General features: G+C 58.1%; 14 protein-coding genes. 2 read left to right on the top strand and 12 right to left on the bottom strand.

Annotation, left to right across the window (positions count from 1 at the left end; translation table 11 throughout):
• Positions 1-196 precede the first annotated feature (196 nt).
• The 8 genes from RDA78_RS21275 to RDA78_RS21240 all read right to left on the bottom strand — a co-directional run bounded on the left by RDA78_RS21275 (position 197) and on the right by RDA78_RS21240 (position 6,995).
• Positions 197-436, bottom strand: coding sequence for a GlsB/YeaQ/YmgE family stress response membrane protein (locus RDA78_RS21275; protein WP_434051783.1), 240 nt, complete (start codon positions 434-436; stop codon positions 197-199).
• Between the two features lie 54 nt (positions 437-490).
• Complete coding sequence (locus RDA78_RS21270) at positions 491-739, bottom strand: GlsB/YeaQ/YmgE family stress response membrane protein (protein WP_434051782.1); 249 nt, start codon at positions 737-739, stop codon at positions 491-493.
• Between the two features lie 15 nt (positions 740-754).
• A complete protein-coding gene (locus tag RDA78_RS21265; protein WP_434051781.1) occupies positions 755-1,219 on the bottom strand; it encodes a hypothetical protein in 465 nt (154 codons plus the stop codon).
• A 60-nt stretch (positions 1,220-1,279) separates the two neighbouring features.
• Complete coding sequence (lpdA, locus tag RDA78_RS21260) at positions 1,280-2,722, bottom strand: dihydrolipoyl dehydrogenase (protein WP_434051780.1); 1,443 nt, start codon at positions 2,720-2,722, stop codon at positions 1,280-1,282.
• Between the two features lie 73 nt (positions 2,723-2,795).
• On the bottom strand, positions 2,796-4,121 hold the full coding sequence (locus RDA78_RS21255) for a pyruvate dehydrogenase complex dihydrolipoamide acetyltransferase (protein ID WP_434051779.1): 1,326 nt from the start codon (positions 4,119-4,121) through the stop codon (positions 2,796-2,798).
• A gap of 16 nt (positions 4,122-4,137) precedes the next feature.
• Positions 4,138-5,517, bottom strand: coding sequence for a pyruvate dehydrogenase complex E1 component subunit beta (locus tag RDA78_RS21250; RefSeq protein ID WP_434051778.1), 1,380 nt, complete (start codon positions 5,515-5,517; stop codon positions 4,138-4,140).
• 14 nt (positions 5,518-5,531) lie between these two features.
• The gene (pdhA, locus tag RDA78_RS21245) at positions 5,532-6,581 is read right to left on the bottom strand and encodes a pyruvate dehydrogenase (acetyl-transferring) E1 component subunit alpha (RefSeq protein ID WP_434051777.1); all 1,050 of its coding nucleotides are present in this window, start codon (positions 6,579-6,581) and stop codon (positions 5,532-5,534) included.
• 174 nt (positions 6,582-6,755) lie between these two features.
• The gene (locus RDA78_RS21240) at positions 6,756-6,995 is read right to left on the bottom strand and encodes an FtsB family cell division protein (RefSeq protein ID WP_434051776.1); all 240 of its coding nucleotides are present in this window, start codon (positions 6,993-6,995) and stop codon (positions 6,756-6,758) included.
• Positions 6,996-7,222: 227 nt separating this feature from the next.
• Between RDA78_RS21240 and RDA78_RS21235 the strand changes: the two genes are divergently transcribed.
• A complete protein-coding gene (locus RDA78_RS21235) occupies positions 7,223-7,876 on the top strand; it encodes a protein-L-isoaspartate(D-aspartate) O-methyltransferase (protein ID WP_434051775.1) in 654 nt (217 codons plus the stop codon).
• A gap of 201 nt (positions 7,877-8,077) precedes the next feature.
• Here RDA78_RS21235 and RDA78_RS21230 read toward each other — a convergent pair whose 3' ends face one another.
• The 3 genes from RDA78_RS21230 to RDA78_RS21220 form a co-directional block, all read right to left on the bottom strand.
• Positions 8,078-8,686 (bottom strand): hypothetical protein, encoded by a 609-nt coding sequence (locus RDA78_RS21230; RefSeq protein ID WP_434051774.1) that lies wholly within the window; start codon positions 8,684-8,686, stop codon positions 8,078-8,080.
• 61 nt (positions 8,687-8,747) lie between these two features.
• Positions 8,748-12,278: a transcription-repair coupling factor gene (mfd, locus tag RDA78_RS21225; protein ID WP_434056180.1), complete on the bottom strand. Its 3,531-nt coding sequence runs from the start codon at positions 12,276-12,278 to the stop codon at positions 8,748-8,750.
• Positions 12,250-12,567: a succinate dehydrogenase assembly factor 2 gene (locus RDA78_RS21220; protein WP_434051773.1), complete on the bottom strand. Its 318-nt coding sequence runs from the start codon at positions 12,565-12,567 to the stop codon at positions 12,250-12,252. The genes mfd and RDA78_RS21220 overlap by 29 nt, the downstream gene beginning before the upstream one ends.
• 248 nt (positions 12,568-12,815) lie before the next feature.
• On the opposite strand from RDA78_RS21220, the gene recG reads away from it, so the two are divergent.
• Positions 12,816-14,918, top strand: coding sequence for an ATP-dependent DNA helicase RecG (recG, locus tag RDA78_RS21215; RefSeq protein ID WP_434051772.1), 2,103 nt, complete (start codon positions 12,816-12,818; stop codon positions 14,916-14,918).
• On the opposite strand, the gene RDA78_RS21210 is transcribed toward recG, so the two are convergent.
• A complete protein-coding gene (locus RDA78_RS21210; protein WP_434051771.1) occupies positions 14,919-15,626 on the bottom strand; it encodes a DUF502 domain-containing protein in 708 nt (235 codons plus the stop codon).
• Between the last annotated feature and the right edge of the window lie 3 nt (positions 15,627-15,629).

The following is a 15,629-nucleotide window of genomic DNA, read 5'->3' as shown; positions in this document are numbered from 1 at the left end:
GCTCATGCTCCCCGTCCACCTGTCTCCTCCCATGGCAAGTTCCGAACGCGTGCCGAACAATGTGGCCTGCCGGAACAGGGAGGCAGGAAACAGACTGTCCGCGCCTGAATAGTTCCGCAACCCGTCAAAACTGCGGGCCCCGGAGACGGTCAGACAAACAGGCAGGCCCTCATCGCAGCAGCCACACGTGGACACGTCACTTGAAAACCTTCTTCCAGACAAACAGGAACAGGATCGCACCGACGATCGCGACAATCAGCCGGTCGATGACACCTCCCGCCAGGTTCAGATTGAGGATCGACGCCAGTTCTCCTCCCAGGAGTGCACCGATCAGGCCGACGACAAGGCTGCCGAGAAACCCTCCCCGGCTGTTGAGAACGCGGTGGGCAACCGCACCTGCGATCAGACCTATAATGGCGGAAATTATGAGCCCCATACCTGTTCCCTTTCAAACAAAGAAACGCAGAGCCCGGAACATCCGATCAAGGACTCAGGCCAGGATCCGCGCGATCAGCACGACGACGACAGCTCCGATGGCCGCCACGAGTATTTCGTTGAGATAGGGATTTCCAAGGTCGATGTTAATCCCGAAAAACTTGAAGATGAACCCACCGACGAAAGCGCCGATGATCCCGGTCAGCAGATACCGTATCAAGCCACCGCCACCGACCAGGACACTGGCAAGCCAGCCGGCGATAATACCGATCGCAATCCAGATCAGAATTGATTTTGTATCCATGACAACCCTCCCACGTCAGTCATTCGCCCCGGCTCCGTGCTCCGCCCGGTTCAGAACCTCAGTGTAGCTGAACCTTGTGGTATCACAACTTACCGAAACGACATCAACGGCATGGCCTTTGAAGAAACGCTCCGGCTTGGGAAACTCCAGACCAAAAACGATCCCCTCGTGCAGGACGCACTTGGCTGAAAACTGTCGCGAGGCGGTCTCAAGCCTGACATTTATGTAGTGCGTGCCTCCGCGGAACGGGTCGTCAAGCAGCGCGTTCTCATGAGCCCGATAGTAGCGGAAACAGGGAATGCGTCCGTCCGACTGTCTCTCGATGAAGTATCGTTGCAAGAGCTGCCGGCGCGCGCGCTCTGCGTTCTCCGGCGGGAGCCAGCCGATGGCCGCATCGAGTGTCTTGGCCTCGTGCGGCCTGAGGGACCAGCTCCCTTCCTGACAGACAAACCTCAACCCATCCAGAAGATACGCAAACACCTTGGAGCCTCCGCCCGGCGTTGTGCCCCGCGGCCGTTACGGGACCACCACATCGCCGAGTTACATGTTCAGAACACGTCCATAGGCGTCGAGCACCGATTCTTTCATCATTTCCGAAAGCGTCGGATGCGGGAACACCGTATGCATCAGGTCCTCTTCCGTCGTCTCCAGGTTCATGGCGACAACATAGCCCTGGATAAGCTCGGTGACCTCGGCCCCAACCATGTGGGCTCCCAGCAGCTGTCCCGTCTTCGCATCGAAGATGGTCTTGATAAGACCATCCGGTTCGCCGAGTGCTATCGCCTTGCCGTTTCCGATGAACGGGAAGCGCCCGACCTTGATGTCGTAACCGGCTTCCTTGGCCTTGGGTTCTGTCAAACCGACAGATGCGACCTGAGGATGGCAGTAGGTGCAGCCGGGGATCATCGACTTGTCCATGGCATGCACGTCTTTGCCGGCTATCTTTTCAACGCAGATCACGCCTTCATGTTCGGCTTTGTGAGCGAGCATTGGCGGACCGGCGACATCGCCGATGGCATAGATACCTGGAACACTGGTGCGTCCGTAACCGTCGATCACGACACAGCCACGGTCGGTTTTGACGCCGAGTTCCTCAAGACCGAGTTTTTCGATGTTGCCCACGACACCGACAGCCGAGATCAGTTTCTCTGCAGTCAGGTCCTGTTTCTTGCCGTCTTTTGTTTCCACGGTCGCGGTAACGCCTTTGGCGCTTTTCTTGACTTGCGAAACCTTGGCCTCAAGCAGGAACTTGATGCCCTGTTTCTCCATCTGCTTCTTGGCAAGCCCGGAAATCTCGGGATCCTCGACCGGCATGATGGTTGGCATCATTTCGATGACCGTCACATCCGCGCCCATGGTCTTGTAGAACGATGCGAACTCGATGCCGATCGCGCCAGATCCCATCACGATCAGGGATTTTGGCATCGTCGGCGGCACCATGGCCTCGAAATAGGTCCAGATGTCCTTGCCGTCCGGCTCGATGCCCGGAATGACACGCGGACGCGCACCGGTCGCCACAATGATGTGCTTGGCCTTGTAAACGCCTTCACCCTTGGTGCCCTTCGGGGCGGGGTGCTGGGGTTCCATAGCCTTCTTGGAGGTCTTTGACACGGTGACTTCACCGGCCTTGGTCACCTTGCCTTCGCCCCAGATGATATCGACCTTGTTCTTCTTCATCAGAAAGCCGACGCCACCGGCAAGCTGCCCGGAAACGCCGCGGGATCGATTGACCACCGCTGCCGGATCGAAGGAGATCTTCTCGGCGGACAGGCCATAGTCCTTGGCGTGCTGCATGTAATGGTAGATCTCGGCAGACCGCAGAAGCGCCTTGGTCGGAATGCAGCCCCAGTTGAGGCAGATGCCCCCCATGTGCTCGCGCTCGACGATCGCGGTCTTGAAACCGAGCTGCGCGGCACGAATTGCAGTTACATAACCACCCGGCCCGGAGCCGATGATGATCACATCGTAGTTGGTATCAGCCATGGTGTTCTTCCCCGGCGAAAGAAATCATCGTTCAGATACGGCGCGGCATCAGTACCGCGCCGCAGAGCATGCGTCAGACCAGCATGCTCATCGGGTTTTCGATGTAGCCCCTGAAGGCACCCAGCAACTCAGCACCCAGAGCACCGTCAACGCAGCGGTGGTCCGTGGAGAGCGTGACCGTCATGACCGTGGCAATCGCCACCGCGTCGTTCTTGACGACAGCGCGCTTCTCGCCGGCCCCGACCGCAAGGATCGTCGCGTGCGGCGGGTTCACCACCGCCGAGAAGTCCTTGACGCCCATCATGCCCATGTTGGAAACGGCCGTGGTGCCGCCCTGGTACTCTTCCGGCTTGAGCTTGCGTTCTTTTGCCCGTTTGCCCAGATCCTTCATCTCGTTGGAGATAACCGACAGGGGTTTTTCTTCCGCGCGCCGGATGATCGGAGTGATCAGACCGCCCGGGATCGAAACGGCGACGCCGACATCTGCATGCTTGTGCATGACCATGTTTTCGTCCGTCCACGAGACGTTTGCATCCGGGACATCGCGCAATGCCAGTGCGAGCGCCTTGATGGTCATGTCATTCACCGACAGCTTGTAGGCAGGCTTGCCGTCCTTGTCGGTTGCAGCAGCGCCATTGAGCTGAGCCCGGAGCGCCAGAAGCGCGTCGAGTTCACAATCCACCGACACGTAGAAATGCGGGATTGTCTGCTTAGATTCCGTCAGACGTTTAGCGATGGTCTTGCGCATGCCGTCATGCGGCACCAGTTCATAGGATTCGTCGTCGAAGAGCTTGAGAACCTGGTCGGCTGACGGACCCGCTGCAGGTGCCGGCGCAGACGCGGCGGCCTTGGGTGTTTCGGCTGCCGGAGCGGCCTTGCCGGTTCCAGCCGCTATGGCAGCTTCAATGTCGCGCTTGACGATCCGGCCGTGCGGACCGGTACCTGCGAGCGCGGCGAGATCGAGGCTGTTCAGCTTGGCAAGACGGCGCGCCAGCGGCGATGCAAAGATGCGAGAACCGTCGTTGGCCACGGGTGCCGGACCCGCAGGTGCAGGTGCTGCCGGAGCAGGCGCTGCAGCAGCAGGAGTTTCAGCCGGTGCAGCCGCTGCGGCAGGTGCAGGACTTGCAGCGGCCGTATCGATGGATCCGGCATCTTCGCCGTCTTCCAAAAGCACGGCGATCAGTTCGTTGACCTTGACCCCGGCGGTTCCTTCGGGAACCACGATCTTGCCGACGGTTCCCTCGTCCACTGCCTCGACTTCCATCGTGGCCTTGTCGGTCTCGATTTCCGCGATGACATCGCCGGCGGAAACCTGGTCGCCTTCCTTGACCAGCCATTTGGCCAGGTTGCCCTCTTCCATGGTCGGAGAGAGGGCCGGCATGGTGATATTGATTGGCATGTCCGTCTCCCTCGCCTCAGGCTGTATAGGTCACGGCCTTGACCGCTTCGATGACTTCCGGAACGCTCGGCAATGCAAGCTTTTCAAGATTTGCCGCATAAGGCATCGGAACGTCCTTGCCGGTCACGCGCAGGATCGGCGCGTCCAGGTAGTCGAACGCCTGTTCCTGGACCTGATAAGCGATCTCCGACGATACCGAGCACATCGGGAAAGCTTCCTCGATCGTGACGATCCGGCCCGTCTTTCTGACGGAAGCAAGCACTGTTTCGATGTCGAGCGGACGGATTGTGCGCAAGTTGATGACTTCCGCGGAAATACCCAGCCCGGCAAGTTCGTCGGCGGCTTGCAACGTGTAGGTCATGCCGATGCCCCAGGAGACCAGCGTGACGTCGGTGCCACCGCGTTCGACCTTCGCCTTGCCGATCGGCAGCACGAAGTCGTCCACGTCCGGGATCTCGAACGAATGTCCGTAAAGGATCTCGTTCTCCAGGAATATGACCGGATTGGGGTCACGAATGGCCGCCTTCAGAAGCCCTTTCGCGTCCGCTGCCGAATAGGGCTGGACAACTTTCAGGCCCGGCACGTGTGCATACCAGGACGCATAATCCTGCGAGTGCTGCGCGCCGACGCGGGCTGCGGCTCCGTTTGGACCGCGGAACACAATCGGAGCACCCATCTGTCCGCCGGACATGTAGAGCGTTTTCGCAGCCGAATTGATGATCTGGTCGATCGCCTGCATGGCAAAGTTGAATGTCATGAATTCCACGATCGGCTTCAGTCCCGCCATCGCGGCACCAACGCCCAGACCGGTGAAGCCGTGTTCGGTGATCGGTGTGTCGATCACGCGTTTTGCGCTGAATTCATCAAGCAAACCCTGCGTGATCTTGTAGGCACCCTGATACTCGGCGACTTCCTCACCCATGACGAAGACATCACCATCGCGGCGCATTTCCTCGGCCATCGCATCGCGCAGTGCTTCGCGGACCGTCGAACTTTTCATGGCCGTTCCTGCCGGAATCTCCGGATCATCGGCAGGCTCGGAAACAACCGGAGCGGCCGGCGCTGCCGGTGCACTGGGCGCTTCGGCAGCCGCCGGAGCAGGTGCTGCGGCAGCAGGCGCGGCGGCTGACGTATCTATCGCACTTGCATCTTCGCCTTCGCCGAGAAGAACGGCAATCTTCTCGTTGACCTTGACGTTGTCTGTCCCTTCCGGGACCAGGATCTTGCCAAGCGTGCCCTCATCGACCGCCTCGACTTCCATCGTGGCCTTGTCAGTTTCAATCTCGGCGATCACGTCGCCTGCGGTCACCGTGTCGCCCTCGGCCTTCAGCCATTTGGCGAGCTTGCCCTCTTCCATCGTCGGCGAGAGCGCCGGCATCAAAATATCAATCGGCATATTGTCCCCCGGCCTTAGAGCAGAATGTCGGTGTAGAGCTCGGATGCATCCGGCTCCGGATCGTTCTGAGCGAATTCGGCGGCCTCTGCGACCCGTGCGCGCACATCCTTGTCGATGGCCTTCAGATCATCTTCCGACGCCCATTTCTTCTCGATCAGACGCGCCCGGACCTGTTCGATCGGGTCGTGCTCTGTCCGCATCTTCTGGACTTCGTCCTTGGAGCGATATTTCGCCGGGTCCGACATCGAATGACCACGGTAGCGGTACGTGATCATTTCGAGAATGTAAGGACCCTTGCCTTCGCGGCACCAGCCAAGCGCTTTTTCAGACGCGGCCTTGACCGCACGCACGTCCATGCCATCGACCTGCTCACCCGGAATGCCGAAGGACGCACCACGTTGCGACAGATCGGTGGTCGCGGACGCACGCGAGACGCTCGTGCCCATGCCGTACTTGTTGTTCTCGATCACGTAGACAACCGGGAGCTTCCAAAGCTCCGCCATGTTGAAGCTTTCGTAGACCTGACCCTGATTGGACGCGCCATCACCAAAGAAGGCCATGGAAACATTGCCATTTTCGCGATACTGGTTCGCAAATCCAAGACCGGTGCCAAGCGACACCTGAGCCCCCACGATGCCGTGCCCGCCGTAGAAGTGCTTTTCCTTGGAGAACATGTGCATGGAACCGCCCTTGCCCTTTGACAGGCCGCCGCGGCGTCCGGTGAGCTCGGCCATGACAGCACCCGGATCGAGATCCATTGCCAGCATATGGCCGTGGTCGCGATAGCCGGTGATCATCTGATCGCCGTCCCTTTTGGCCATCTGCATACCAACGACGACAGCTTCCTGCCCGATATACAAATGACAAAATCCGCCAATGAGGCCCATGCCGTATAATTGTCCGGCTTTTTCCTCAAATCGGCGGATCAGAAGCATTTCGCGGTAAGCGTGGAGTTCATCGTCCTTGTCGAACTCGGCGATCGCAGGTTTCGCTTTCTTGGCGGTGCTGCGGGTCCGGCTGGCGCTCTTGGAGCGAGCGGAAGTGGTCTTTGATGCTGTGGCCATAACCCTCTTCTCGGCGTGACGTTTCCCCTAAGACAGGTAGCTGCAACTTATCCTGTTGCACATGTCAATCCAATCATATTTAGCGGGGGATATGAAGCGATTTAAACCGCTGCTTTCATTAATTAATTTTTATTTTAACTGAAAGTTTGTTAACATGTAAAAATGAACTGAATATCAGTTCACTTCGTAACGGCGCCCTGGACGCAGAACGACCAGTTCGTTCGTATGGACCAGATTGAGGTTCAGTCGCGCACGTTCGTCGAGCATATCCGGGTCGAGACTCTCCGGACGAAGCAGACTGACCCGTGCAACCAGGTCTTCCCGCTCGGCAGTCAGCTCTTCCAGGTCCGTTTCCAGTTCCGAAACACGGCTTTCGATCATGGCTCGCCCGACCATTCCAAGTTCGCCGCTCATGGCATGAAACCCGAAATATCCGAGGGCTGCAATCGCAATTGCAGGCGTAATGAGACGGCGGAGGAAGGATTGTTTACGCTGACGTGTCGCTGCTCGGGGCACTCTTGAGGACCTTGACGCTGTACTGATGGCCGCTTGGTTTCATCACTATGGGAGGTTAGGTTTAATAGAGTCTTGAGATTGCTATTCAAATGCGTCCAAATTTGCGGGTAGTCCGGAGAAACCGAATGGACCCCTTTGAAAGTGAACGCGAAGCGATGGTGCGCGAACAATTGGAGCGCCGCGGCCTCGCAAACCCGCGTGTACTTGATGCGATACGCGCGGTTCCACGGCACCTGTTCGTGAAGAACAGTCTGCTGAAGCACGCCTACGCGGACAGACCTCTGACCATCGGCCACTACCAGACAATTTCTCAGCCCTATGTCGTCGCGCTGATGTGCGACAGGCTCAAGCTAGAAGAAACCGACAGGGTCCTCGAAATCGGGACCGGTTCCGGTTATGCCGCGGCCGTGCTTGCGCAACTCTGCGAGCGCGTGGTTACCGTGGAGCGCATTCCCGAACTTGCAAAAAGGGCTCGGGAAACACTGGCAAAAGTTGATTGCCGCAATGTCACGGTGCATTGCTCAGACGGAACGCTGGGCCGTCCCGAAGAAGCCCCATTCGATGCAATTCTTGTGTCGGCCGCAGCCCCCGCAGTCCCAGAGACCTACAAACAGCAGTTGTGCGTTGGCGGACGGCTCGTCATCCCGGCTGGCAGATCCAGATCGTCCCAGTCCCTTTACCGGGTCAGAAAGAAATCCGACAGCGAGTTTGCCGTGGAGGATCTCGGCGGTGTCGCTTTCGTACCGCTGATCGGTGAGAAAGGCTGGCAAAACGGATGACAATCGTGAAGTGCTTTTGCCACCGCTACAAGGATCCGGTCTTTCCAAAGTCACGATTTTTCGCAAACTTAAGCGTATGCGATAACGTGCATTTGGCGGCATTTGCCGAACGATCACTCGCGTATGGATAAATTGATCGATTACAGTTTTTAAGTTCCAAAAATTGACTTTGAAATGCGGAGTTTAGGTGAAAGCCAGTGCTTAGTAGGTCCCTGAAACGATAAGTTTAGCGAGTTCTTCCGGTCTCATCTCCGCTAGTTGACCTAAACGCTCTTTCGTCACACCGAGCCCAGTGAGTGTCCCCAAGTAAAGACAAACCAACTGTTCCCGGACGCTGTTATCTTGGTTGTTGAAGACTGCTATCGTCGTCAAGTCCTCCCCAACGACCTTTCCTTCGGCATTCACATTCGGTGTTGTTACTCGACCGATACGGCATTGTGAGTGCTCAACAACCGGAAAAGCTGCTTTGAAAAGCTGAAACCAACTTTCATCAATTTCACGGAATCTGATTTCGTTCAAAACGCCACCGACAAGAGCATCTTCGACCGAAATAACAATCACACTGTTTCTGGAAGAGACATCGAATTTGATCTCAATATCATTCGCAAATCCAAACACTTCCATCGTAGCGTAGTAGATCTCTTCTACTCTCTTATCTTCTATCCAATAGGCAACTCCAAGATCATCTTTGTCGTTTTCAGATGAAAACGAAGGTTGTGTGCACAACGCATTGAATGAAAATAAAATTACCGCAAAAAGAAAAGATCTATTCTTCATCATCGAAAATGATGAAATGAGATTATTTTCCATCGCAAAACTCCCAACACATAAAATAATGCCTATTTGGACCGGAAATTCTAGTAGACTCTCTTTATGCAGCAGCCAGCTTTGCCAGTTTCGTAAGGATCGTCGCGGTGCCCTTGAGGCGCGAGTCGGTCTTTTCCCAATCTCTTGAAAGCACGACGCGCTGGTCAGGACGGATCTTGGCAAGCACGCCCTGCTCTGCAATGTAGGACACAAGACCAGCAGGATTGGCAAACTCGCTGTTGCGAAACCCGATGACCATCCCTTTCGGTCCGGCGTCGACCTTCTCCACGTTCGCCTTGCGGCACAGCCCCTTGATATAGACGATCTTCAGAAGGTGCTGGACTTCCTCCGGCAAAGGCCCGAACCGATCGATCAGTTCCGCACCGAATGCGTCGATCTCCTCGGCCTCGGCAACGTCGCCGAGCCGCCGGTAGAGCTGGAGACGAAGTTGCAGGTCCGCAACGTATTCCTCCGGGATGAGCACCGGCGTTCCGATATTGATCTGCGGCGACCACTGCTCTTCGCCGAAATCCGCGCCGCCATCCTTGAGTTGCGCAACCGCCTCTTCCAGCATTTGCTGATAGAGCTCGAAACCGACTTCCTTGATGTGACCGGACTGTTCCTCTCCGAGCAGGTTCCCTGCCCCTCGGATGTCCAGATCGTGGCTGGCAAGCTGAAAGCCTGCTCCGAGCGTTTCGAGCGACTGCAGTACTTTTAGACGCCGCTCAGCGGTCGCGGTCAGCGTCTTGTTCGCCGACACGGTGAAAAGAGCATAGGCACGCGTTTTCGATCTGCCAACGCGCCCGCGCAACTGGTAAAGCTGGGCAAGCCCGAACATGTCGGAGCGATGAACGATCAGAGTGTTGGCCGTTGGAATGTCGAGACCCGATTCCACGATCGTGGTGGACAGGAGAACATTGTACTTGCCCTCGTAGAACGCGTTCATCACGTCCTCGAGTTCACCCGGTGGCATTTGCCCGTGCGCAACGGCAACCTTCAATTCCGGCACCTGTTCTTCCAGAAACGCCAGCCGCTCTGCAATGTCCGAGAGTCTCGGACAGACATAAAAGCTCTGTCCGCCACGGTAGTGTTCGCGAAGGAGCGCTTCGCGAACCACCAGAGGATCGAACGGAGAAACGAAGGTGCGAACGGCCAGCCTGTCGACGGGTGGCGTCGCGATCAGCGACAACTCGCGCACACCGGTCAGCGCCAACTGCAGCGTACGTGGAATGGGTGTTGCCGACAGGGTCATGACGTGGACGTCTGACTTCAGCTCCTTAAGGCGTTCCTTGTGTTTGACCCCGAAGTGCTGCTCTTCGTCGATGATCAGAAGTCCGAGGTCACGGAACGTGATTGACTTTCCTAGAAGCGCGTGGGTTCCGACGACGATGTCGACAGAGCCGTCGGCGATACCCTTCTTGGTCAGGGTCAGCTGTTTTGCAGGAACGAGCCTGGACGCATGGCCGACATTGATCGGCAGGCCATGAAATCGCTCGGAAAAAGTCTTGTAGTGCTGGCGCGCCAGCAAGGTGGTCGGCACCACGACCGCCACCTGGCGGCCCGACATGGCGGCAATGAAAGCCGCGCGCAGCGCGACTTCCGTCTTGCCGAAGCCAACGTCACCGCAGATCAGGCGATCCATCGGTCGGCCCGAGGACAGATCGTCAAAGACCGCGTCGATCGCCGTCATCTGGTCGTCGGTTTCTTCATACGGGAACCGGGTCGCGAACTCGTCGTAGACCCCTTCCGGTGTCTCAACAACGGGCGCGGTTTTCAATGCCCTTTCGGCGGCGGTCTTGATCAGGCCGTCCGCGATCTCAAGGATACGTTTCTTGAGTTTCGCCTTGCGCGCCTGCCATGCTCCGCCGCCCAACTTGTCCAGCTGCGCTTCCTGGTCCTCCGACCCGTAGCGCGACAGCAGCTCGATATTTTCCACCGGCAGGTAAAGCTTGTCTCCGCCCGCATATTGCAGCTCCAGGCAATCATGCGGTGCACCAACCGCCTCAATGGTTTTCAGTCCGATGAACCGGCCGATACCATGCTCAACGTGAACAACAAGATCGCCTTCGGAAAGCCCGGTTGCCTCGGTGATGACGTTGGCACCCTTGGACTTGCGCCGGGACTTGCGCACAAGCCGGTCGCCGAGAATGTCCTGCTCGCCGACAAAGGCAATATCCTTCAGCTCAAAGCCGTGTTCGATACCAAGCACGCACAATGCAGTCGTCTTGGCGGGGAGCTGGGCTGTTTCCTTGAGCGTTCCGACTTCCTGCACGGCGCCAAGGCCGTGATCGCCCAGGATCTGGCCGAGACGGTCCCGGGACCCGTCGGACCAGCAGGCGATGACCGTTCGTTTACCCGAAGATTGAAGCTCGCGCACATGCGTTGTCAGGGCATCAAAAATATTGACGTCACCGGCGGTGCGTTCCGCTGCAAAACTGCGCCCCTGTTTGCCTCCCAGTTCAATGACTGTCTTTCCGGTTCCAGGCGGAGGTGTAAACGGATCGAGCGTGGCGCTTGCCCGGTCGGCTATGGTGGCAGTCCACTCGCTCTCCGAAAAATAGAGTTTGCCCGGCTCGACCGGCATGTAGGGTACCGTCCCGGCGCTCGTGCCCATCTCCCTTGCGTCCTGGCGCGCGGTGAAGTGCTCGCTGATCTGTTCCAGCCGTTCCCGGACAGCGTCGGCCGCGTTCGCGTCCAGCACAATCGGTGTACCGCCGATATAGTCGAACAGCGTTTCGAGCCGTTCATGGAACAGAGGCAGCCAGTGTTCCATACCGGCATAACGCCGGCCATCACTGATCGATTGATAAAGGACGTCTTCTCGGCTGGTTGCCCCGAACATCGCCAGGTAGGACCGGCGAAACCGCGATATTGCTTCTTCCGACAAGACGACTTCGCTCATCGGCACCAGGTCCAGGCGTTTCAGCTGCTTCGACGTCCGTTGGGTTTCGGCATTGAATGAGCGGATGGATTCGAGCGTGTCGCCGAAAAAGTCCAACCTGACAGGTTCCTCGGAGCCAGGTGCAAAAAGATCAATGATACCGCCACGCACGGCGTACTCGCCGGTTTCCCGAACCGTCGGCGTGCGCGAAAACCCGTTCATTTCCATCCAGTTGGAAATAGCGGTCATATCGACCTGATTTCCCGGCGCCATCGAAAACGTCTGTTCCGCCATGAAACCGCGTTCCGGCATTCGCTGAACGGCAGCGTTGAGCGTCGTCATCAAGACAGTTTTCCGGCCTTCGGGAAGCCCGCGGGCCAACTGCCCGAGCGCCAGGAGCCGCCTTGCGCTGATCGAAGGATTTGGCGAGACGCGATCGTAAGGCAGGCAGTCCCAGGCGGGCAGCTGCAGGATGTCGACGTCAGGTTCGAAAAATGCAAGTGCTTCGCTGACCATTGCCATGCGGGTTGCATCACGCGCCACGAAAACAAGCGCAAGGCCATCGGTGTTGCCCTCAGCAAGCAGCCTGGCAAGTGCGTAGCTTTCCGCGCCATCGGGCACACCGGCCAGCGTTACATTGGCCTGGTCGTTCAGCAGGCTGTCAAACACGGCAATTCTTCCTGTCTTAACTGACGAAACCGGCTGGACCGGCAGACTCGTGATAGGCAATGATCCGGCGGTAGAGCGGCCCATCCCATTCGGGGGGCAAAGGCTTTCTCCCCGTCATCCAGGCATAGAGATCCTGGTCATGCGCGGTCAGAAGATGCTCCAGTTCCAGGAGTTCTTCTTCCAAGAGCCGGTCGATTTCCGCATTTGCAAACCCGCCCAGCAAAAGATCCATTTCCTTCATGCCGCGATGCCAGCAGCGAAACAGGATTCGCTTGCGTCGCGGGTCGCGCCCGGTTTCGGAAGTGTCGCTGGTGCTGCCGGTCGGATCTGACATGAGTGGCCTATCTGGAAACGGGCCTGCGGAGACCGGAGACGGAACGTCTCGACACGGTGCAGGCCCAATATGAATGCGTGACGGTTATATAACGCTGCCGAACAGGATTGTCAGCGCTTTCTCGCTTGCCGAAGCACTAATTTGTTCTCACATTGTTCCTCCTGTTGCACCGATCCTCCGCTTCGTGGCAAAACTGTCAAAGAATTCAATCAAGCGAATGCCTCAAGGCAGAGGTTTCTTCACCCAAGATGCGCCCGCCGGTTCTCGATCCCCTGTTTGCCCCTGTCTCGACACTGCCGGGCATAGGACCCAAGATCGCCAAGCTCGTTTCCGGGCTCGTGGGCGGTCAGCCGGACAGGGATGCAACGGTCTCGGACCTGCTGTTCCACATTCCGCACAACCTCATCGACCGGCGGCACAGACCCGGGATCGCCTATTCGGAAAACGGGGACATTGTCACCCTGGATGTCACGATTGGCCGCCACCAGGCGCCGCCGAGACATTCGAAAGCACCCTACAAGATCCCCGCCTATGACGACACCGGGCAGATCAGCTTCGTGTTTTTCCATCCAAGACGGGACTGGCTGGAGAAGACCTTTCCTGAAGGCGAGCGGCGGATCGTATCGGGCAAGGTCGAGTGGTTCAACGACCGTCCGCAAATGGTTCATCCGGACTATTCGCTCAAACCGGAGGAAGCGGCCCAAATGCCGGCAATTGAGCCGGTCTATCCACTGACGGCAGGCCTCGCCTCCAAGACACTGCAAAAGGCCATGCGCGCGGCGATCGAACGGGTTCCAAAGCTGCCGGAATGGTTGAACCAGCCGCATCTCCAGCAGAACGGCTGGCCGGACTTTTGCGACGCACTGCAGACGCTGCACCTGCCGAAAGAGCGCCAGGATATCGAGCCTCAGTCGCCCTATATGCAGCGCCTCGCCTATGACGAACTGCTGGCCAGCCAGCTCGCGCTGGCAATGGTCCGGGCCAACATGCGCACACTCGGCGGCGTTTCCCGTAAACCGGAAGGAAAATTGCAGAAGGCCGTCATTGACGCCCTGCCCTTCCAACTGACCGGCAGCCAGTCAAACGCCATAAGTGAAATAAACCAGGACCTTGCCGAACCGACCCGCATGCTGCGCCTTCTGCAGGGTGATGTCGGTTCGGGCAAGACGGTGGTAGCGCTTGCAGCACTGGCGCAGGTGATCGAAACCGGCGCGCAAGGCGGCCTCATGGCCCCGACTGAAATTCTCGCGCGTCAGCATTACGCCTCCATGGCCCCGCTGTGCGACGTGACCGGTATCCGCCTTGCCCTGATGACCGGCAAAGACAGCCAGAAGGAGCGGCGCTTGCTGCAGGAAAAGCTGGATGCAGGCGAAATCGACCTTGTCGTCGGAACCCATGCACTTTTTCAGGGCTCGGTGACGTTCAGGAATCTGGGCATGGTTGTCGTCGACGAGCAGCATCGCTTCGGCGTCCACCAGAGGCTCGCCCTGTCGGGCAAGGGCCAGGGTGTCGATGTTCTGGTCATGACGGCGACACCGATCCCGCGCACGCTCGTCCTGACCTGTTTCGGGGACATGGACGTTTCCCGCCTCACCGATAAGCCTGCCGGCCGCAAACCGATCAAGACGGTATCCGTCTCGCTCGACCGTCTGGACGAGATCATCGCCCGCGTCGGTGCGGCCGTTGCGGATGGGCAGAAGGTTTACTGGGTCTGTCCACTGGTTGAGGAATCGGAAAAGATCGATCTCGCCGCGGTGGAAGACCGGCACCGCGTTCTTCAGCACGCCTTGCGCCAGCCTGTATCGCTGGTCCATGGCCGCATGAAAGCAGACGAGAAGGATGCCGCCATGTCCGCCTTCAAGAACGGCGACACGAAGGTTCTTGTCGCCACGACCGTGATCGAAGTCGGTGTCGACGTTCCAGACGCGACCATCATTGTCATTGAACATGCGGAACGGTTCGGCCTCGCGCAGTTGCATCAGCTCCGCGGACGTGTCGGCCGGGGCGACAAGCCGTCTTCCTGTGTCCTGCTCTACAAGGGGCCGCTGGGCGAGACAGCTGGCGCGCGCCTCAACATCATGCGCGAGACCAACGACGGTTTCCTGATCGCGGAAGAAGACCTGAAATTACGTGGCGGCGGAGAAATTCTCGGAACCCGACAGTCCGGCACCCCCGGTTTCCGCATCGCGCGAGCAGACGAGCATGCAGACCTCATGGAAGTGGCGCGGGATGATGCGAAACTCATTCTTGAGACGGATCCGGAGCTGAACTCAGATCGGGGCCAGGCACTCAGGTGCCTGCTTTATCTCTTCGGCAGGGATGCGGCAATCAGATTGCTGAGGGCCGGCTGATCAGGCATCCTCACGTTTTCGGATACGCTCCAGCTTTTCCGGCTCGGCGATCACATCCTCGAGAATTTCGGGGAGCTCCGGACTGACGAGACCTGCCGAAATGACGAGCTTCGCGGCGTCTTCGACCCCCATGGACAACTCGACGATGTCCTCTTTGGGAACAAACAGCAGGAACCCGGATGTCGGGTTCGGTGTCGTCGGAAGGAACACCGAAACCGTACTTGCCTTCTGCCTCAGCCGTTCCGCAACCTCGCCCTTTGTCTCGGTCGAGATGAACACGATCGCCCACAGGCCCTTGCGCGGGTATTCGATTAGCGCGGCCTTGGTGAAGCTGTTGCCGCGCTCATCAAGAACAGTCTCAAAGATTTGCTTCAAGCCACTGTAAACATTGCGTACAAGCGGCATGCGGCCGACGATTCCCTCGCCCGCCGAAATCAGGCTGCGACCGAGGAAATTGGCAGCCAGAAATCCGACGATCGTCAACACGAATATCGCGACGATCAGTCCGAATCCGGGAACGGAGAACGGCAGATATGTCTCCGGATTGTAGATTTTCGGCACAAACGGCTTGACCCAGCCGTCCACCCACTTGATGAAAGTCCAGGTAAGCCAGAGCGTAATGCCGATCGGCCCGGTGATGACCAGTCCGGTCAGGAAATAGTTGCGAAGGCGCGTTGCCGCACCCGGCCTGTGACCTTTGATCGACATGTC

This window comes from Roseibium sp. (assembly GCF_051016195.1).
Classification (GTDB): Bacteria; Pseudomonadota; Alphaproteobacteria; order Rhizobiales; family Stappiaceae; genus Roseibium.
The sequence above is the reverse complement of the archived record's forward strand: the minus strand, read 5'-3'. Positions and strand labels throughout refer to the sequence as shown.

What these genes read in the sequence shown, in the direction of transcription:
- RDA78_RS21275 (WP_434051783.1), bottom strand. Translation starts at nt 436, where the DNA reads ATGGGGCTCATAATTTCCGCCATTATAGGTCTGATCGCAGGTGCGGTT.
- RDA78_RS21270 (WP_434051782.1), bottom strand. Translation starts at nt 739, where the DNA reads ATGGATACAAAATCAATTCTGATCTGGATTGCGATCGGTATTATCGCC.
- lpdA (WP_434051780.1), bottom strand. Translation starts at nt 2,722, where the DNA reads ATGGCTGATACCAACTACGATGTGATCATCATCGGCTCCGGGCCGGGT.
- RDA78_RS21255 (WP_434051779.1), bottom strand. Translation starts at nt 4,121, where the DNA reads ATGCCAATCAATATCACCATGCCGGCCCTCTCTCCGACCATGGAAGAG.
- RDA78_RS21250 (WP_434051778.1), bottom strand. Translation starts at nt 5,517, where the DNA reads ATGCCGATTGATATTTTGATGCCGGCGCTCTCGCCGACGATGGAAGAG.
- pdhA (WP_434051777.1), bottom strand. Translation starts at nt 6,581, where the DNA reads ATGGCCACAGCATCAAAGACCACTTCCGCTCGCTCCAAGAGCGCCAGC.
- RDA78_RS21240 (WP_434051776.1), bottom strand. Translation starts at nt 6,995, where the DNA reads ATGAGCGGCGAACTTGGAATGGTCGGGCGAGCCATGATCGAAAGCCGT.
- RDA78_RS21235 (WP_434051775.1), top strand. Translation starts at nt 7,223, where the DNA reads ATGGACCCCTTTGAAAGTGAACGCGAAGCGATGGTGCGCGAACAATTG.
- RDA78_RS21230 (WP_434051774.1), bottom strand. Translation starts at nt 8,686, where the DNA reads ATGGAAAATAATCTCATTTCATCATTTTCGATGATGAAGAATAGATCT.
- RDA78_RS21220 (WP_434051773.1), bottom strand. Translation starts at nt 12,567, where the DNA reads ATGTCAGATCCGACCGGCAGCACCAGCGACACTTCCGAAACCGGGCGC.
- recG (WP_434051772.1), top strand. Translation starts at nt 12,816, where the DNA reads ATGCGCCCGCCGGTTCTCGATCCCCTGTTTGCCCCTGTCTCGACACTG.
- RDA78_RS21210 (WP_434051771.1), bottom strand. Translation starts at nt 15,626, where the DNA reads ATGTCGATCAAAGGTCACAGGCCGGGTGCGGCAACGCGCCTTCGCAAC.